The sequence below is a fragment of the Campylobacter sp. JH23 genome (assembly GCF_017846595.1).
Classification (GTDB): domain Bacteria; phylum Campylobacterota; class Campylobacteria; order Campylobacterales; family Campylobacteraceae; genus Campylobacter_D; species Campylobacter_D coli.
The window spans coordinates 1-17,335 of record NZ_JAEQBP010000003.1 but is presented as its reverse complement, the minus strand read 5'-3'; the positions used below and the strand labels follow the sequence as shown (position 1 = coordinate 17,335).

General features: G+C 32.3%; 16 protein-coding genes. 4 read left to right on the top strand and 12 right to left on the bottom strand.

All coding sequences use genetic code 11. The annotated features are described in order from the left end of the window. Positions 1-2: 2 nt before the first annotated feature. A complete protein-coding gene (locus KAR88_RS03100) occupies positions 3-1,097 on the top strand; it encodes a methyl-accepting chemotaxis protein (RefSeq protein ID WP_002778453.1) in 1,095 nt (364 codons plus the stop codon). A gap of 20 nt (positions 1,098-1,117) precedes the next feature. Here the strand turns inward: KAR88_RS03100 and KAR88_RS03095 are convergent, their stop codons facing one another. The 9 genes from KAR88_RS03095 to acpP form a co-directional block, all read right to left on the bottom strand. Then, the gene (locus KAR88_RS03095) at positions 1,118-1,711 is read right to left on the bottom strand and encodes an NUDIX hydrolase (protein WP_002784640.1); all 594 of its coding nucleotides are present in this window, start codon (positions 1,709-1,711) and stop codon (positions 1,118-1,120) included. Between the two features lie 75 nt (positions 1,712-1,786). Next, positions 1,787-3,850 (bottom strand): TonB-dependent receptor, encoded by a 2,064-nt coding sequence (locus tag KAR88_RS03090; protein ID WP_002778449.1) that lies wholly within the window; start codon positions 3,848-3,850, stop codon positions 1,787-1,789. Between the two features lie 242 nt (positions 3,851-4,092). Continuing rightward, positions 4,093-4,926: a CoA ester lyase gene (locus KAR88_RS03085; protein WP_192801224.1), complete on the bottom strand. Its 834-nt coding sequence runs from the start codon at positions 4,924-4,926 to the stop codon at positions 4,093-4,095. Positions 4,927-4,935: 9 nt separating this feature from the next. Next, entirely contained in the window at positions 4,936-6,108 is a 1,173-nt protein-coding gene (locus tag KAR88_RS03080; protein WP_057037167.1) for a CaiB/BaiF CoA-transferase family protein, read from the bottom strand. 12 nt (positions 6,109-6,120) lie between these two features. Then, positions 6,121-6,951, bottom strand: a complete 831-nt coding sequence (locus tag KAR88_RS03075) for a hypothetical protein (protein WP_192801225.1) — start codon at positions 6,949-6,951, stop codon at positions 6,121-6,123. 10 nt (positions 6,952-6,961) lie between these two features. Further along, complete coding sequence (locus tag KAR88_RS03070) at positions 6,962-8,257, bottom strand: SLC13 family permease (protein ID WP_192801227.1); 1,296 nt, start codon at positions 8,255-8,257, stop codon at positions 6,962-6,964. A 464-nt stretch (positions 8,258-8,721) separates the two neighbouring features. Continuing rightward, positions 8,722-9,660 (bottom strand): acetyl-CoA carboxylase carboxyl transferase subunit alpha, encoded by a 939-nt coding sequence (gene accA / locus KAR88_RS03065; protein WP_002778440.1) that lies wholly within the window; start codon positions 9,658-9,660, stop codon positions 8,722-8,724. A 1-nt stretch (position 9,661) separates the two neighbouring features. Continuing rightward, the gene (locus KAR88_RS03060) at positions 9,662-10,876 is read right to left on the bottom strand and encodes a beta-ketoacyl-ACP synthase II (protein WP_002784557.1); all 1,215 of its coding nucleotides are present in this window, start codon (positions 10,874-10,876) and stop codon (positions 9,662-9,664) included. A 33-nt stretch (positions 10,877-10,909) separates the two neighbouring features. Next, positions 10,910-11,143 carry an acyl carrier protein gene (gene acpP / locus KAR88_RS03055; RefSeq protein ID WP_002778438.1) on the bottom strand — a complete coding sequence of 78 codons (234 nt, stop codon included), beginning with the start codon at positions 11,141-11,143 and terminating at the stop codon, positions 10,910-10,912. Positions 11,144-11,256: 113 nt separating this feature from the next. Here acpP and tenA point away from each other — a divergent pair, with 113 nt between their 5' ends. After that, entirely contained in the window at positions 11,257-11,922 is a 666-nt protein-coding gene (tenA, locus tag KAR88_RS03050) for a thiaminase II (protein ID WP_002778437.1), read from the top strand. A 19-nt stretch (positions 11,923-11,941) separates the two neighbouring features. Here tenA and KAR88_RS03045 read toward each other — a convergent pair whose 3' ends face one another. The 3 genes from KAR88_RS03045 to gpmI form a co-directional block, all read right to left on the bottom strand. Next, positions 11,942-12,349, bottom strand: coding sequence for a pyridoxamine 5'-phosphate oxidase family protein (locus KAR88_RS03045; RefSeq protein ID WP_002778435.1), 408 nt, complete (start codon positions 12,347-12,349; stop codon positions 11,942-11,944). Positions 12,350-12,358: 9 nt separating this feature from the next. Then, on the bottom strand, positions 12,359-13,102 hold the full coding sequence (gene fabG, locus KAR88_RS03040; RefSeq protein ID WP_192801226.1) for a 3-oxoacyl-ACP reductase FabG: 744 nt from the start codon (positions 13,100-13,102) through the stop codon (positions 12,359-12,361). Between the two features lie 64 nt (positions 13,103-13,166). Then, positions 13,167-14,645, bottom strand: coding sequence for a 2,3-bisphosphoglycerate-independent phosphoglycerate mutase (gpmI, locus tag KAR88_RS03035; protein WP_002793620.1), 1,479 nt, complete (start codon positions 14,643-14,645; stop codon positions 13,167-13,169). A 79-nt stretch (positions 14,646-14,724) separates the two neighbouring features. Between gpmI and mraY the strand changes: the two genes are divergently transcribed. Together mraY and murD are read left to right on the top strand one after the other, a co-directional pair. Then, positions 14,725-15,786: a phospho-N-acetylmuramoyl-pentapeptide-transferase gene (mraY, locus tag KAR88_RS03030; RefSeq protein WP_002829659.1), complete on the top strand. Its 1,062-nt coding sequence runs from the start codon at positions 14,725-14,727 to the stop codon at positions 15,784-15,786. Further along, complete coding sequence (murD, locus tag KAR88_RS03025) at positions 15,786-16,994, top strand: UDP-N-acetylmuramoyl-L-alanine--D-glutamate ligase (protein ID WP_002784561.1); 1,209 nt, start codon at positions 15,786-15,788, stop codon at positions 16,992-16,994. Before mraY ends, murD begins: the two co-directional genes overlap by 1 nt. Positions 16,995-17,335 lie beyond the last annotated feature (341 nt).

Genomic DNA, 17,335 nt, shown 5'->3' with positions numbered 1-17,335 from the left:
ATATGTTTGGAAGTAAAATAAATCATACAGAGCTTCAAGATATCAAGAATGAAAACCAAAATCTTACTCAGCAGCTTGAGAAAATCAAGGCTGAAAATTTAGAGTTAAAAGATAAAATTTCACTCTTAGAGCAAGAAGCTTTAGAGTCAAAGTTAAAAACCGATCTTTTAAATGTATTATTAGGCGGTGTTTTGAAAAATATTACCATAGTCCAAAGTGATATGCTTGAAAATGTTAATAAAGCTGAAATTATTTCTAATTATTCCAAAACTTCACTAGCTGAAATGGATGAATTAAACCATATAGCCAATTCTATAAACGCTTCTTTGGGTGATATCACAGAGTCAGCTAATAAAACACGCGATGTTGCAGGAACTTTACATCGTAGCGTTGATGAGATTACAAATGTAATTAACCTTATTAAAGATGTATCCGATCAAACCAATCTTTTAGCATTAAATGCTGCTATAGAGGCTGCTAGAGCAGGAGAACATGGTAGGGGTTTTGCTGTTGTTGCGGATGAAGTTAGAAAGTTAGCTGAAAAAACTCAAAAAGCTACAACAGAAGTGGAAATGAATATCAATCTTCTAAAACAAAATGCAAATGAAATGTATACCCAAAGTGAGCAAGTGGAAAAAATTTCTATTAATTCTAACGCACACATTATGAGTTTTTCAGAAAAATTTACCCACTTAGTCAACGAAGCACACTCTACAAATTCGAATGCTGTAGGTATTGCCTCAGAAGCATTTGTATCTTTGGCAAAACTTGATCATATAGCATTTAAACTTAATGGATATAAAGAAATTTTTGCAAAATCTGGACAAGAATTAGCCGATCATACAAGTTGTCGTTTAGGTAAATGGGTAGCAAGTACCGGAAAAGAAAGATTTGGCGATAGCAAAAGCTTTATAAAGATCAATGAGCCACATCAAAAAGTACATGAAAATATGAATAGCGCTATCCGCATCGCAAACACAGAAGATGTAAGCTTAAGCAATACTCAAGATGCAATTATCAAAAAATGTGAGAATGCTGAAAATGCGTCTTTGCATTTATTTGATGTATTTAAAGAAATGCTTAATGAAGCAAATTAATCCAAAATTCTTTGCCTTATTTATTTAAGGCAAAGTTCTTTCTTTTCTTTTAAAAACCACAAATAAGCAAAATCAAGCAAAGGTGTATGGATTATCTTTTTAGAAAATTCTTCATATTCATTGATCTTTACAAAAACAGCCTCTATTTGCTCGTCATCAACCCCGCCACCATCACAAATTTTGTCATTCTCATCTACAATTGCAAAATAAAAACTTTGCTTACTAACCCCCGAACCAAAACCTGTATAAAAGTCGCCTACTTTTTCAAATTCTTTAGGGGCATAGCCTAATTCTTCGATGCATTCTTCTTTGGCTATTTGCTCTAAGGGTAAATCTTTATCTACAAGCCCTGAACAAAGTTCTATGGTATAGCCCATATTTTCATCTTTATGATAGTTTTTATCTTGCTTTTGATGATACCAAAGCGGTATGCGAAATTGACGAACAAAAATAAAGCTTTTCAATTCTTTATGATATAAAAGAATTGAAACGCTATCTTTGGATTCTATAAAATCCCAAGTACAAAACTTTCCATTGCTCTCATAACTAAATCTTTTGGGTTTGATATAATTAGACTCGCAAAAAGGAAGCTCTTTTAAATTTTTAAATATCATAAAACAAAGCCTTTATTTTTTCTTCATTATACTTTGTTTTTACTTGTTTTAAGTTAAGACACTCTTTTTTTCAATTTAAAAATCATATTTATAACTTAACCAAAAACTTCTTCCTTCTGTATAATCTTGATAGCGATTTGCATAACCTCCTGGATTAGCACCATCCCATCTTGTAACTTGCGGATCAAAGAAATCTTTATCAAAAAGATTTTGCACTGTAAAGCTCAAACTTGATTGTTTATCGATTTTATAATTTACTCCCAAATCCACTATATAAAAAGGCTTATATTTTTGCCATGGCAAAGTGCCACTGCCACCACCTTTTGATCTGGCTATAGTATCAAGTCTTGCACGCGCTTTAACATAAGAGCTAAATTTTCCTTGCTCGTAATTTAATTTTAACATAGCAATATGTCTTGGTAAATTTTCTATTCTATCTCCACCAAACCAATTTGTCTGTCCATCCTTGTAGCGATTATCCATAAAAGTATAACTTGAATTAACACTAAAACCCTTATAAGGTTTTGTATTGAAAGCCAATTCTATACCCCTAGTTTGTGTTTTACCAAGATTGATAGAACGTTCGCATGTAACACCATTGGCACAATCAATACCATTGTACATTCCTGTTAACTCTTCGCTACTGATTTGATTTTTAAAATCAGTAATAAATCCTGTAATAGAATAATGAGCAAAATCAAATATTCTAAAATCAACTCCTAGCTCATAATTTGTACTTTCTTCAGGTTTTAAATCAGGATTTCCAAAAGAAGCACCATTATTGCTATAATTATAATAACCATTGGTGAGTTGTTTTGCTGCTGGAGTTTTATAACCCATAGCTACACCTCCTTTAAAAGCAACATTATCATTTAAATGATAAACAAGATATACTCTAGGAGTTACTTCAGAATCAAACAAATCACTATAAATATAACGCAAGCCTGTAGTAAAAATCAAATCATCACTGATAAAATATTCACCCTCGCCATAAAGTGCAACCGTAGTTTGATCAAGATTTTTACCCCTTATTTCGCTACCTGCACTTTCTTGATCGTTTTTGAGTGTCTCATAGTCTATTCTTGTTCCAAAGGTACTTACTAAATTTCCATATTTATCCAAATTCCAAGGCAAGACAACCTTTCCTTCTCCTACCCAAATTTGACTATGCAGATCTTTATCTTTAGTACTACCATACTGTAAGTATGAATTTGTAGTTCCAAATTCATAATTTCCATCATGATTTAAAACGACATTGTCTTTAAACAATTGCCTTTCGCTTTTAATAGCACTACTACTTGTGGAATTTACTGAAATTTCATTGATATAACGCTCAACATCTAAATAAACATTATTGCTATCATCTACAGTCCAATTCAGTCTTGATCCAAAACCTAAACTCGTAAAATATCCAGGACTATGACTTGCGATTTGATAATTTTCAGGTCTTTGAGTACCATTACTCCAAACTGGCGTAGGCCATTTTAAATCAGAAGCTGCCTTATCATAATACTTAATCCTAGCAGAAATTGAAAGCGTATCTTCAATCAAAGGTGTAGCCACATAAGCATTAAAACCACCCGCATTTCCATATTTACTAGAATGCTGCTGTAAAAGGGTGCTAAATTCTATATTCGCTTCGGTTTTATTGGGATTTTTTTTAGTAATGATATTTATTACCCCACCTACTGCATCGCTACCATAAAGTGTAGAAGCAGGTCCGCGTATCACCTCGATACGCTCTATCATAGATGCGGGTGGTAAATATCCTGATTCGCTACCGCCAAAACCATTATCATAAAAACCATTAGCAACGCTTTGACGCTTTCCATCAATCAAAACCAAAGTGTAAGAACTTCCAAAACCTCGTATGCTAAAATCATAAGTACCGGTTTTATTCATAGTAACATCAACACCCGGGATATCCGAAATTGCTTCTCCTATATCCTTAATAGGCTTTTTACTAAGCTCTTCTTTAGTAATAACAGAAATACTAGCAGGCGCATCCACTAAGTCTTGTTCAAAACCACTTGCACTCACTACCACATCATCAAGTTGGTATTGTTCTTCTGCTTTGATTTCACCTAATCCCATCAAACAAAAACATAAAATGCTTAATTTAAGCTTTTTAGCATTCATTATCCTTTTTCCTTTCTTGTATTAGGCTATTATGATAGTTAAAATCAATTTTGAAGTATAGATAAAAATGACTTTAAATTTACTTAACTTTGATAATAATTATAAAAACAATTTTAAAGCTTAAAATTTGCACAAAACATAGCTTTTTAGAAATATTATAAGTTATTTTAAAGACAAGTAAGAGGATAAAATATCTTAAAAAAAGTATTATATTTATACACAAATAATTTATTCAAATCTCCCTATGAGAGATTTGAATTGCTATCTAACAGAATTTGTTCTGCTTTCTTAATAACGGGTAGATCCACCATCATTCCATTGTAGTTAAAAATAATATCATTGCTATTTTGCCTAAGTGATAAAATTTCTTTTGCCCATGCAATTTGCTTGGCCGATGGGCTAAAAACTTCATTAATTGGTGCAACTTGGTTTGGATGAATGCACAAAGACCCCCCAAACCCCATTGATTTTGCAAATATTAAATCCTCTTTTAATCCATCAATATTTTTTATATCAGGATAAACTCCATTTATTGGCGATAAAAGATTGTATTTTGTGCTTTTTAGAACAATCTGTGTTCTAATGCTATTTAAAATAAAATTCTTACCCACACCCTCTTGCAAATTTAAATCCAAAGTCATATCTAAACTTCCAAAACTTAATGCTAAAACACTCGGATGCCTAGCAATATCATCTAAATTTTCCACTCCTAACGCACTTTCAATAATAGGTAATATAGGAAGTTCAAATTGGCTAAGCATATCTATATCCTCATAACTTTGCGCTTTTGGCAATACAACGCCAATAATGCCATTAGATTCTTTAATAGTTGAAATTAAAGACAAATCTTTTTGAAATTCCTTGCTTTTTGTTTCATTGATTCTTATAAGAAATTTATCATTATTTTTAGCACATTGGCTTGAAAAATCTACAATATTTTTTCTTCCAACTTCTTTTTTTGCCACTTCAACAGAATCCTCTAAATCAATAATAATTTGACTAGCACCACTTTGCAAAGCTTTTGTAAATCTTTCTGGAAAAATTGATGGAACAAATAAAAAACTTTTGGCTTTCATATAAAATCCTTAGATAATCTTTTTTTCTTTGAATAAATTTATCTTATCAGAAAAGCCAAATTCTTTAAGAATTGATTCTGTATGTTCTCCAAGAGCTGGGATTTTATCCATTCTAGCTTCATAATTGTTATTTGTCGCAGGTGGCAAAAGTGCAGGAATTTTTCCAACTTCACTATCAACTTCCCTCCAACGATTTCTAGCTTTTAGTTGTGGATGCTCCCATACTTGATTAAGTTCGTTAACATTTCCATTTGCAATTTTTGCTTCATCAAGACGATCTACAACTTCTTTTGCACTAAGGTTTTTGAAAGCATCTTCGATTATTTCTTTTACTTTTGATGCATTTTTGGTTCTTAAGGTATTATTTTTAAAATCTTCATGCTCGATCAATGATTCATCTTGCAATACAATTTTACAAAAACTTTCCCACTCTCTTGGATTTTGCAAGCCAAACATTACAACTCCATCTTTTGCCTTATAAGGACCATATGGAGTAATGCTTGCATGAAATGCACCCTTTCTCTCTGGAGGAGTTGCATTTTTATAGGTGTAATAAAGAGGATAATTCATCCATTCAGCCATACATTCTAGCATGGAAATTTCTACCCTAGAACCCTTTCCCGTTTTTTCTAAGTATAATAATGCCTGTAAAATACCGCTATAAGCATACATTCCTGCGGAAATATCTGCGATACTGATTGGAACTTTTACACATTCATCTTGCGTACCCGTTATAGAAACTAAGCCGCTTTCTGATTGTATTAAAAGATCATAAGCCTTTTTATGCCCATAATTTCCACCTTCGCCATATCCAGAAATATCGCAAACTATAATCTTTGGGTTATATTTTTTTAGATTTTCATAATCTAATCCCAATCTTTTAGATGCTCCAAATGCTAAATTTTGTACAAAAATATCTACTTTTGGTAAAATCGTCTTGATAAATTCAAGCCCATCAGGATCTTTTAAATCAATAGCCAAACTTTCTTTGCTACGATTTGCCCATACAAAATGACTAGCTATGCCATCTACTCTTTTATCATATCCTCTTGCTAAATCTCCCACTTCAGGTCTTTCGATTTTAATAACTCTAGCTCCCAAATCTGCCAATTGCCTTGTACAAAAAGGTGCTGCTATTGCTTGTTCTATACTTAAAACTAGTTTTCCTTCTAAAGGTAACATCTCTTCTCCTTTTTATTTAAAATGAATAGTGCCAGAATGTACCACAAATCCATTTTTATTTATCCATACTTCAGCAGTATTGTTGTCAATAATTTTTGACTCCACAGCAAAACTATCAGGAACACAAAGTGCATGCATACCTCTATAACTATAATTAATAATTTGTTTATCGGGATGATTTTTTACAAAGCAATTAATCATATAAGTTGCCAATAAAGGACCATGTATAACTAAACCATGATAACCCTCAACTTGCGTTGCATAAGGAAAATCATAGTGGATCTTATGGCCATTAAAGGTTAAAGCAGAATAGCGAAACAAAAGCGTGGAATCAGGTTGCATTTTTTCAGAATAATCTGCATTCATAGCAACTACATCGCTCGTAAGCTTTGGAGGTGCTGGTTGTTTATAAACAATATCCTGTTCTTCCTCGATTTTTAACTGCTCTTTTTGATAATAGCAGTGCTCTAAGGTAACAAAAGTAAGTTTTCCACTTTTTCCTTGTTTTTCTTGAATCTTTTTTATTGTGGTTATTTTTGTTGCATCTTCTCCAATAATCAAAGGAGCAATAAAGTTAAATCTACCTCCTGCCCACATACGATTGACTTCACCAAAGCTTGGAAAAAAGCTATTTTTATCTAGTCCTAGTTTAGGATGGCCATCTCTGCCTAATTTATCTGGAGTTAGTGCTTCATTAAAAAAGCACCATTGCCAAAGATATGGAAGGGCATCGCCATTTTTTAATTGCTTAGATTGTAGCGTTGTAACAATTTTTTGCACCTGTTTTTCATTGATGTTTTCTGTAAATTTTTCTTGTTTTCCAATAAAATTTTCATAACTCATTTTTTTCTCCTTAATTTAAAATACCTAAAAATAATAATACAAAACCAAATACTACCAAAATTAAAGGCAATATTATCAATCTTATAAAAAGATAGCGTTTTTCACTTTCATCTTGTGCACCAGCCAAAACCAAGGCTCCGCCTGTTGAAAAACTTGAATATCCAGTAAATGTTGCAAATACTGCGATTATAGAAAATGCAAGTGATGGCTCAAGTGCTTTGATTGATGGTACGATAGAGAAAAATGTTGGCATAACCACCCCCATGCTTGAGGCAAACGCACTCATACAAGAAGATAAAATTCCAAGCAAATAATAAAGCCAATTACTGCTACTTGAACCGTGCGCACTCATAAATGTTGTGATATTTTCCATTATGCCTGTTGTTTTACTGAGCTCAATAAGCATAGAAAGTGATCCAATCATGAAAATCAAATCCCAAGGCACATTCTTAAATGCTTCTTTTTCACTACCAATTCCAAATATTACTGCCAAAACGATTCCAAGAAATGAAACAAAAACAGGGTTAAAAATGGAAGTTACTTTTTTTAGTGTTTCATCATGAGGATTTAAAGCAAGAAAAAAAGATGGGATCATAATAACCGCAAAAACAAAACACACAATAAAAATCGTCTTCCATTGTGCAGCATTGAGTCTTTTTGGTTTTGTAATTTGCGAAGTAATTTTCACCTTATAACCTTTTAGCAAAAAATATCCGATTATAAAAATCAAAGTATGTGCAATAAACATATTTTTACCTAAATTTAATTGCATTATTGCAGAAGCTTCTGCTGAATAACCAAGTTTTTCGATAAGATCAAAAGTTACTCTGCCACCAAGGGTAAAGGGATTAAATCCACCTGCACAGGAACCAGAATAAATAATAATAGCTGCTAAAATCTTATTCATTTTGATTTTGCTAGCACTATAAAGAACCAAAGGACTCATAAAAGCAAAGCCTGCATAATGTCCTGGTCCAATTCCTACAAATACCATAACTGTAATATAAAGTGCAATAGGAATACTCCAAGGTCTATTCCTAACAGAATACACAGCTTTTAACGCGAGATTGTTTAGCGTACCATTTGCAATCGCAAAACCATAAAAATAAGTAATAGAAAGAAGTATAAAAAATAAACTTAAACTTCCATTCCAAAGATTAATCACCTTTTCTGGTGTTATACCGTAAAGGTATGCCCCAATAAAGGCTGAAAGTATCGCGAAGACTCCGATATTTGCTTTAAGAACATAGCCCAAAGCAATTGATATTATGAGGGAAAATAAAATAATAATATTAATAGTATCCATCATTTAGCTCCTTATCTTGAGTAATTTTAAGATAATTTTCCACTAACTTCCAATAAAAAATACTTAAATCTTATCAATAAATCTTTGACAAATAAAAATTTTATTTAATAATGTTACTAATATTCTCATATTTTAAATTTATTGTTACTTAATTAAGCAAATTTAAAAAAAATCATATATTTAATTTTTATATATTTTTCATATAAAAGTGATATTTTAAATATTAATAAATTTTTATTACAATATTACCCATTTGTCAAATTATTTTTTATCCATTAAAAAGTATAAATGCTTCTTTGCATCTTCTATATTGTTTTATTTGTGATATAAAGGATATAAAGTATTCATTATTTATCTCTTATATTTATTGAACTTTTCTTTTTGTAGGTTTTGCTTTATTGTCAAAATTTTAATTTTTTAGAATAATTTGAAATTTTAAAGAATATTTTTATTAAGTAGAGTTTTTAGCTTTCGCTAAAAGCTCCAAGTTGAAGAATTTTTTGCATGCGATTTGAAGCAAGTTCTCGCGGATCTATTTTTTCTAATTCATCCAAGGCTTTTTTAACATAATCAGCTATAGCAACAGCAGCAGCTTCTTTATTGCGATGGGCTCCGTTGATAGGCTCTTCAATCACATCATCAATTAAGCCTTGACTTTTTAAATCGTCTGCAGTAACTTTCATAGCTTTTGTTGCTGCTTCACTTTTAGAAGGATCATTCCAAAGTATAGCTGCACAACCCTCAGGAGAAATGACAGAAAAAACTGAATTTTTCATCATTGCAAGCTTATCAGCCACACCTATAGCCAAAGCTCCACCACTTCCTCCTTCTCCTATAACCACAGCTATAGTAGGAGTTTTTAAATCGCTAAGTTCATACAAATTTGTAGCAATAGCTTCACTTTGACCACGTTCTTCTGCTCCCAAACCTGGATAAGCACCCGGGGTATCTATCAAAAACAAAATAGGAATTTGAAATTTCTCTGCAAGTCTTGCCACTCTTAAAGCTTTTCTATAACCTTCAGGATGAGGCATACCAAAATTTCTAGCGATCTTTTCTTTTGTGCCACGTCCTTTTTGTTCTCCTATAACTATAAGTTTTTTTTCTCCTAAATACCCCATAAAACAAACAATAGCAGGATCATCTCTAAAAGCACGATCTCCGTGAATTTCATAAGCATCATTTAAAATAAGATCTATATAATCAAGTGCATAAGGGCGATCTGGATGACGAGCGAGTTGCAAGCGTCCAAAATCGCTTAAATTTTTATAAGTTTTAGCAATTTCTTTTTCGAGATTTTTTTTAAGTATAGCAACAGCCTCGGTATCACCCTTAATTTGAGCATTGATAATATCTTCATCAATTTGCTGAATATTTTTTTCAAAATCTAAATACGAAGCCATATCAATCTACTTTTTTAAATACCACGCAACCATTTGTGCCGCCAAAGCCAAAAGAATTACTCATCACAACTCTTAAATCCGCTTTTCTGGCCTCATTTGGTATATAATCTAAATCACATTCTTCATCGCTAACAAATTGATTAATAGTAGGTGGCATAATTCCATTGTCTAATGCCATGATGCTAATAACCGCTTCAATAGCTCCTGCAGCACCCAAACAATGCCCTGTTTGTCCTTTTGTTGAGCTAACCGCTGGAATTTCACTTCCAAAAAGCTCTTTAATTGCAGCTGTTTCATTTTTGTCATTTACGGGCGTTGAAGTTCCATGTGCATTAATATAATCTACCTTTGGATTTCCTGCCATTTTTAAGGCTTTTTTCATCGCTCTTAAAGGTCCATCTAATGTAGGTGAGGTAATGTGATGCGCATCAGCACTTTCTCCAAAACCAACCAATTCAGCATAAATCTTAGCCCCACGCTTTTTAGCCTCTTCATACTCTTCAAAAACCAAAGCGCCTGCACCCTCTCCCATTACAAAACCATCTCTTTCTTTATCAAAAGGTCTTGAAGCATGAGCAGGATCATCATTTCTAGTAGAAAGAGCTTTCATTGAAGCAAAACCGCCAATTCCTACAGGACAAATAGCAGCTTCTGCGCCAATTACCAACATTTTGTTAGCATTACCTAAAGCTATACTTTTATATGCTTCCCCTATAGCATGAGTTCCTGCTGCACAAGCCGTTACACAAGAAATATTAGGTCCTTTAAGTCCGTGTTCTATAGAAATTAAACCGCCTAACATATTTACTAAAGCTGAAGGTATAAAAAATGGAGAAATTTTACGAGGGCCACGTTCAGAACAAATAACCGAATTCTTTTCTATATTTGGCAGACCTCCAATTCCCGCAGCTGAAACAACTCCAAATTCTTCTTTGTCTAAATTTTGATCAAAATTAGCATCTTGCATTGCTTCGCGAGCAGCTTTAATGCCCAATTGAATAAAACGATCAATTTTTTTAACCTCTTTACCGTCAACTACTTCTAGAGGATCGAAATTTTCAATTTCTGCTGCAATTTGAACCGGAAAGTCTGTAGTATCAAAAAGAGTGATTTTTTTCACACCACTCTTACCTTCACAAATCGCCTTAAAAGAACTTTCTTTATCTAAACCCAAGGCATTGATCATACCAATACCTGTTACTACAACTCTTTTCAAGAACAAGCTCCTTGTAAAGTGAATTTTTTTAAATTATTTTTTAAGATTTTCGATATAATTTACAACATCCTCAATTTTAATTAGTTTTTCAGCATCACTATCTGGGATTTCTACTTCGAATTTTTCTTCTAATGCCATAATAAGCTCTACAACATCCAAAGAATCTGCACCTAAATCTTCAATGATTTTTGATTCCATCTTAACAGCATCCGCATCAATGCTTAATTGCTCTACTACCACTGCTTTTACATCATCAAATGTTGCCATTTATATATCTCCTTGATAAAAATTAAAATAAAGCGTATTTTACAATAAAAAACTTAAAATATTTATAGTTTTTGACTATACTTTAAAAAACCATTGAATTTTAGGAGTAAGAAATGCTTTTTTCTCGACTTATTGAAACAAATTCACACATTTGGGATGAATATTTACATCATGAATTTGTAAAAAAATTAGAAAATGGAAGTTTAAAAGAAGAAAATTTTCTTTTTTATCTCAAACAAGATTATATCTATCTCATCCATTATGCTAAATGCTATGCACGACTTGCCTTAAATGCAAAAAATGCCGAAGAACTACGCTTTGCAATGAAATTTCAAAACTACATTATAGAAGGAGAAATTGAACTTCATAAAAGTATTTTAAAACTTGGCATCAATGCTGATAAATTAAATGTTAAAGATGAAAGTTTGACCAATATAGCTTACACACGCTATATGTTAAGCGTGGGTGAAAGTGGAGATTTTTTAGATATGTTAGTGGCTTTAAGTGCTTGTGCCATAGGTTATGGTTATATAGGAGCTGAAATTTATAAAAGACTTGGCAAGGAAAAACTTCAAAATCACCCTTATAAAGAATGGATTTTAACCTATAGTTCAGATGAATTTCAAAGTGAAATTAAAGAATTTGAAGACTTTTTAAATTCTTATACTCAACAAATATCTCAAGAAAAATTTGAAAATCTTAGCGAAATTTTTTATAATGTAGTGCGTTTAGAAAATGCTTTTTGGGAACATGCTTTACAAATGAAAATGGATATTTAAAGCAAGGAAAATCCTTGCTTTAAGCTTTATAAAGTTTAAAATCTCCGTTTGGAAACTGCATTTTAGCACTTAAATTATCAAGATAAAAAACTTCAAATCTAGAATTTTGTGGATTCTCATAAAGGCTTACAAGATAAGGATATTTTTCAAACATCAGCTCTTTAACTTTTGCGTTAGGTTCAAAAACTGCATTTGCTCTAAGTCTTAAAAAAACGCCCTCTCTAGAACAAGAACAAAATTCAATACCATTATAATTTTGTATATGCTTAAAAAGTCCTTTATTATTAGAAGTACAAAAATAAATTCTATCTCCTACAAGTAAAGGGCTCTGCATAGGACGAACCCTAGGATTTCCACAAGTTCCTAAAGTTGCCAAAAACGCAGGAGTATTTTCATCTAAAAATTGTTCAATTTCTTTTAAGTCCATATACTTTCCTTACATATATAATCCGCCATTAATTTTAAGCACATCACCTGTCACATAAGAAGCATAATCACTTAATAAAAATGCTACACAATTTCCAACTTCTTCAGGTTCTGCAAAGCGTTTTAAAGGGATATTATCTTGATATGCTTGTTTGATTTCATCGCTTAAAATCTCTGTCATATCACTTTTAATAAAGCCTGGAGTAACACAATTAAAACGCAAATTTCTACTTGCTCCCTCTTTAGCAAAAGATTTAGTCATAGCAATCATTCCACCCTTGCTCGCAGAATAATTAGTCTGACCGGCATTCCCCATTTCACCGACAATTGAAGCAATATTCACAACCGCACCAAAACGCTTTTTGCTCATTGTTTTTAAAGCCTCTCTACAACCTAAAAATGCAGAACTCAAATTTGTATCCACTACACTTGTAAAATCTTCGAGTTTCATTCTTAAGGCAAGTTTGTCGTTTGTAACACCTGCATTATTTACAAGATAGCTAAGCTCTCCATCGCTTTCTACTATAGTTTTTATCCCATTTTCAAACTCATCTTCTTTGCTTGCATCAAATTTAATCACAGCTGCATTGCCGCCTTGCGCAAGAATTTCATCTTTTAAAACATCTGCAAGTTCTGGTTTTGAGCGATAATTAATCCAAACTTTTAATCCAAAACTTGCCAAAGTTTTTGCAATAGAAGCACCAATACCCTTACTTGCACCTGTAATCAAAACATTTTTTCCACTAAATTTCATTTCTATCCTTAAAAAAAATATAAAATTAAATTTTAACAAAAATCTATATCAAAAGGCAAACAGATCAAAATAAAGCCTCATTCATCTCTTTTGGAATTTCTAAATTTAATATTTTAAGCACACTTGCAGCGATATTACTAAGTCCCATATTTTCCTTAAGCTTATCTACTCCCTTAGCTTCTACAAAAACAAAAACATCAAAAGTTGTATGATTGGTCAATAAATTTCCTTTTTTATCTTGCATCGCTTCACAATTTCCATGATCACTTGTAATGATAAAGGCATAATCATGCTTTCTTGCACACTCGACCACTTCGCCCAAACAAACATCTACTGCTTCTACAGCCTTAATGGCAGCATTAAAATCTCCTGTATGGCCTACCATATCACCATTTGCAAAGTTCACCACTATAAAATCTTCGCCCTTTTCTATCCCTTTTTTAACCACATCGCATACTTCAAAAGCGCTCATTTCAGGCTTTTCGTCGTAAGTTTTTACCTTTGGACTTGGGATTAAAACCCTTGTTTCATTTTCCAAAAGTTCTTCTTTTCCTCCATTGAAAAAGAAAGTAACATGAGCATATTTTTCAGTTTCTGCAGTATGAAGTTGAGTAAGTCCTGCTTTGGAGATGGTTTCAGAAAGTGTATTTTTAATTTCTTCTTTTTCAAAAAGTACTGGAATATTAAATTTATCATCATAAACACTCATAGTAAGCAAATTTTCAAACACTTTTTCTCGCTCAAATTCCTTGAAATTTTGAGAATTTAAAACTTCGATGAGTTGTTTCATTCTATCATTTCTAAAATTAACAAAAATCAATCCATCATCTTCTTGCATGCCTTTATAATTCTCGTTTTTAGCCGCTTGAATAAATTCATCAGTTGTTTCATTTTGATAACATTCTTCTATATAATCAACCCAATTTGACACACCCTTGCTCTTGCCTAATAAACAATCATAATATTCCTTAACTCTTTCCCAACGCTTATCTCTATCCATAGCATAAAAACGGCCACAAAGCGTAGCAAAATGTACGCCTATTTCCTCACAATGATTTTTTAGCTTTCTTATAAATTCTAATCCACTTGTAGGACTTACATCGCGTCCATCAGTAATTGCATGTGCAAAAACTTCATTTCCATTTTTGGCACAAATTTCAAGCAAGGCATTAAAATGTGTATCCATAGAATGAACCCCACCATCGCTATATAAACCAATAACATGCACTCTTTTGCATTTTTGTAGAAGTTTTTTTAAATTTGCGTTTTTTTCAAGTTCGCAACTCTCTATAGCTTTATTAATACGCACTAAATTTTGATAGATAATTTGCCCACTACCTATACACATATGGCCCACTTCGCTATTTCCCATTTGCCCTTCAGGCAAACCTACCGCTAAACCACTAGTTTTAATTAAAGAATTTGGTACTTCTCTAAAAAGCCTCTCATAATTTGGCTTTTTAGCAGCCTCAAAAGCATTAAAATCTTTTTCTTTGTTAAAACCTATTCCATCTGTAATAACTAAAATACATTTTTGTCTCATTTTTTACTCTTTTATAAGAAATTTTTTGGCTAGATTTTACTAAAATTAAGCTTTTAAAAACCAAAAAGAAGGCTAGCTTTTGTATTATCTTTCTTATTTTAGTGATTATGCTTTTTTTACTTATATCAGTGTACGCGCGGGCTTTGCATTTTTCATTGCTTTATGCTTGTCTTTATTTATCATGCCTAAATTTATTGCTTGGGCTAAAAACAAAAATGCAAATCAACCCATTTATGAACTAGCACCCCAAACTCACAAGGTAAAATCTCAAACGCCTACAATGGGTGGGCTTATCTTTATAGGTTGTGCAGTCTTTACAAGTCTTCTTTGTGCTAAATTGGATAATGTATTTACAATCACCGCCTTGCTTTGTCTTGTGCTTTTTTGCCTTATTGGACTTGTGGATGATTTGGGTAAAATTTTAAAAAAAGACAACCACTCAGGACTTAGCCCAAAAATGAAACTTTTAGCACAAATAAGCGTAGGATTAATCTGTATTTTACCTTTATATTTTAGCCCTGAATTTAATACAGAATTTTATCTTCCTTTTTACAAATATCCGCTTTTTGATATGAAAATTTTTGCTCTTGCTTTTTGGATTTTGGTCTTAATCTCCAGCTCTAATGCTGTCAATTTAACCGATGGACTTGACGGACTTGCAACAGTTCCTAGCATTTTTTCTTTATCTACCTTAGGTATATTTTTATATTTGAGTGGAAATTTAAATTATAGTGAATATTTGCTTTTACCTAAAATTCAAGGCTTGGGCGAGGTAGTGATTATCTGTGCTGCATTGATTGGAGCTCTTATGGGATTTTTATGGTATAACTGCTATCCTGCACAAGTTTTTATGGGAGATAGTGGAAGCTTAGCCTTGGGTGGATTTATAGGTTTTTTAGCCATCATAAGCAAAAATGAAATCTTGCTTTTACTTGTAGGCTTTGTCTTTGTGCTTGAAACCATTTCTGTCATTTTACAAGTGGGAAGCTTTAAAATTTTCAATAAAAGAGTATTTAAAATGGCGCCCATACACCATCATTTTGAAAAAATAGGCTGGGTAGAAAATAAAATCATAGTGCGTTTTTGGATGATATCCTTGCTATCTAATTTACTTGCGCTTGCATCGATAAAGTTAAGATAATGAGAATTTCACTTTTTGGATATGGTAAAACCACACAGGCAATAGCTAAAAATTTAGCCAATCAATTCGGCCCTTTTGATATCTACGATGATCATTTTCAAGAAAAAAGCAAGGATGAATGGGGTAATCATCTTTTAAATCCTAAAGAATTTGATGAAAAAGTAAGCGAGCTTGAAATTCCAAGCCCTGGCTTTTCACCTAACCATAACCTTATAAAAAAAGCAAAAAATTTACAAAGCGAATATGATTTTTTTTATGATGCTATGCCAAAATCTGTTTGGATCAGTGGTACAAATGGTAAAACCACAACCACACAAATGGCTACACATCTACTTTCACATGTTGGAGCAGTAATGGGAGCAAATGTCGGTTTTCCTCTGGCTGAGCTTGATTTAAATGCCAAAATTTGGATACTTGAAACTTCATCTTTTACACTTCACTATACCCATACTGCAAAACCCGAAATTTATGCACTTCTACCTATAAGTGCGGATCATCTTTCATGGCATGGAAGCTTTGAAAATTATGCAAAAGATAAATTGAGCGTTTTAGAAAGAATGAATGAGTGTGATATTGCAATCTTGCCTGAAATTTACGCAAAAACACCTACAAAAGCTTATATTATCTCTTACAAAGATGAATTTGATCTTGCTCAAAAAATGGGTATCGATATAGAAAAAATATCTTTTAAAAGCCCTTTTTTGCTTGATGCTGTCATGGCTTTAAGTATAGAAAAAATTCTACTTGATAGTCTAAGCTATGAACTTTTAAATCAATTTATCATGGAAAAAAATAAACTCGAAGAATTACAAGATAGTCAAGGTAGACTTTGGGTCAATGATACTAAAGCGACCAATGAAAACGCTGTAATGGCCGCTCTTAACCGCTATAAAAATAAAAAAATTCATCTTATTGTGGGCGGCGATGATAAGGGTGTGGATTTAAGCGCTTTATTTAATTTTATGAAAAATTTCAACATAGAACTCTATGCTATAGGACTTAGCACTCAAAAAATGCTTGATTATGCTTTAAAAGCAAATTTAAAAGCTCGTAAGTGTGAATTTTTAGAAAATGCTGTACAAGAAATTTCCAAAACGCTAAAAAACAATGAAGTAGCTTTATTAAGCCCTGCTTGTGCAAGCTTAGATCAATTCAGCTCTTATGCTCAACGTGGAGAAAAATTTAAAGAATGTGTAGGTAAAATTTAATTCACCCCCCCCCATCACATATTAATTTTTATCAAACACTAATTTAAAACGACTCGTATTCGGCTTAGAATTAAAATTCATTTATTAAACAACATACCTTGATAAAAAATTTATCTCAAGTATAACATTCATTCTCGCCAACAAGAATAAACAATCATAGTCTATCCACCCTAACCCAACATTAACCCCTAACCCAACCAAGAAGTGTATACCTCCCAACCATAAAACCTCAATAAACACTATAAAATAAACTTGAGTGATTAAAAATCCAACCCAATTATTGAACAAACCCAAGCTACATAATAAAATATAAACTAGACATATAAAGAACAATTGACACA

Bases quoted from the DNA above. Each gene is read 5' to 3' on its own strand.
- KAR88_RS03100 (WP_002778453.1), top strand. From the start codon at position 3: ATGTTTGGAAGTAAAATAAATCATACAGAGCTTCAAGATATCAAGAAT.
- KAR88_RS03095 (WP_002784640.1), bottom strand. From the start codon at position 1,711: ATGATATTTAAAAATTTAAAAGAGCTTCCTTTTTGCGAGTCTAATTAT.
- KAR88_RS03090 (WP_002778449.1), bottom strand. From the start codon at position 3,850: ATGAATGCTAAAAAGCTTAAATTAAGCATTTTATGTTTTTGTTTGATG.
- KAR88_RS03085 (WP_192801224.1), bottom strand. From the start codon at position 4,926: ATGAAAGCCAAAAGTTTTTTATTTGTTCCATCAATTTTTCCAGAAAGA.
- KAR88_RS03080 (WP_057037167.1), bottom strand. From the start codon at position 6,108: ATGTTACCTTTAGAAGGAAAACTAGTTTTAAGTATAGAACAAGCAATA.
- KAR88_RS03075 (WP_192801225.1), bottom strand. From the start codon at position 6,951: ATGAGTTATGAAAATTTTATTGGAAAACAAGAAAAATTTACAGAAAAC.
- KAR88_RS03070 (WP_192801227.1), bottom strand. From the start codon at position 8,257: ATGGATACTATTAATATTATTATTTTATTTTCCCTCATAATATCAATT.
- accA (WP_002778440.1), bottom strand. From the start codon at position 9,660: ATGGCTTCGTATTTAGATTTTGAAAAAAATATTCAGCAAATTGATGAA.
- acpP (WP_002778438.1), bottom strand. From the start codon at position 11,143: ATGGCAACATTTGATGATGTAAAAGCAGTGGTAGTAGAGCAATTAAGC.
- tenA (WP_002778437.1), top strand. From the start codon at position 11,257: ATGCTTTTTTCTCGACTTATTGAAACAAATTCACACATTTGGGATGAA.
- KAR88_RS03045 (WP_002778435.1), bottom strand. From the start codon at position 12,349: ATGGACTTAAAAGAAATTGAACAATTTTTAGATGAAAATACTCCTGCG.
- fabG (WP_192801226.1), bottom strand. From the start codon at position 13,102: ATGAAATTTAGTGGAAAAAATGTTTTGATTACAGGTGCAAGTAAGGGT.
- gpmI (WP_002793620.1), bottom strand. From the start codon at position 14,645: ATGAGACAAAAATGTATTTTAGTTATTACAGATGGAATAGGTTTTAAC.
- murD (WP_002784561.1), top strand. From the start codon at position 15,786: ATGAGAATTTCACTTTTTGGATATGGTAAAACCACACAGGCAATAGCT.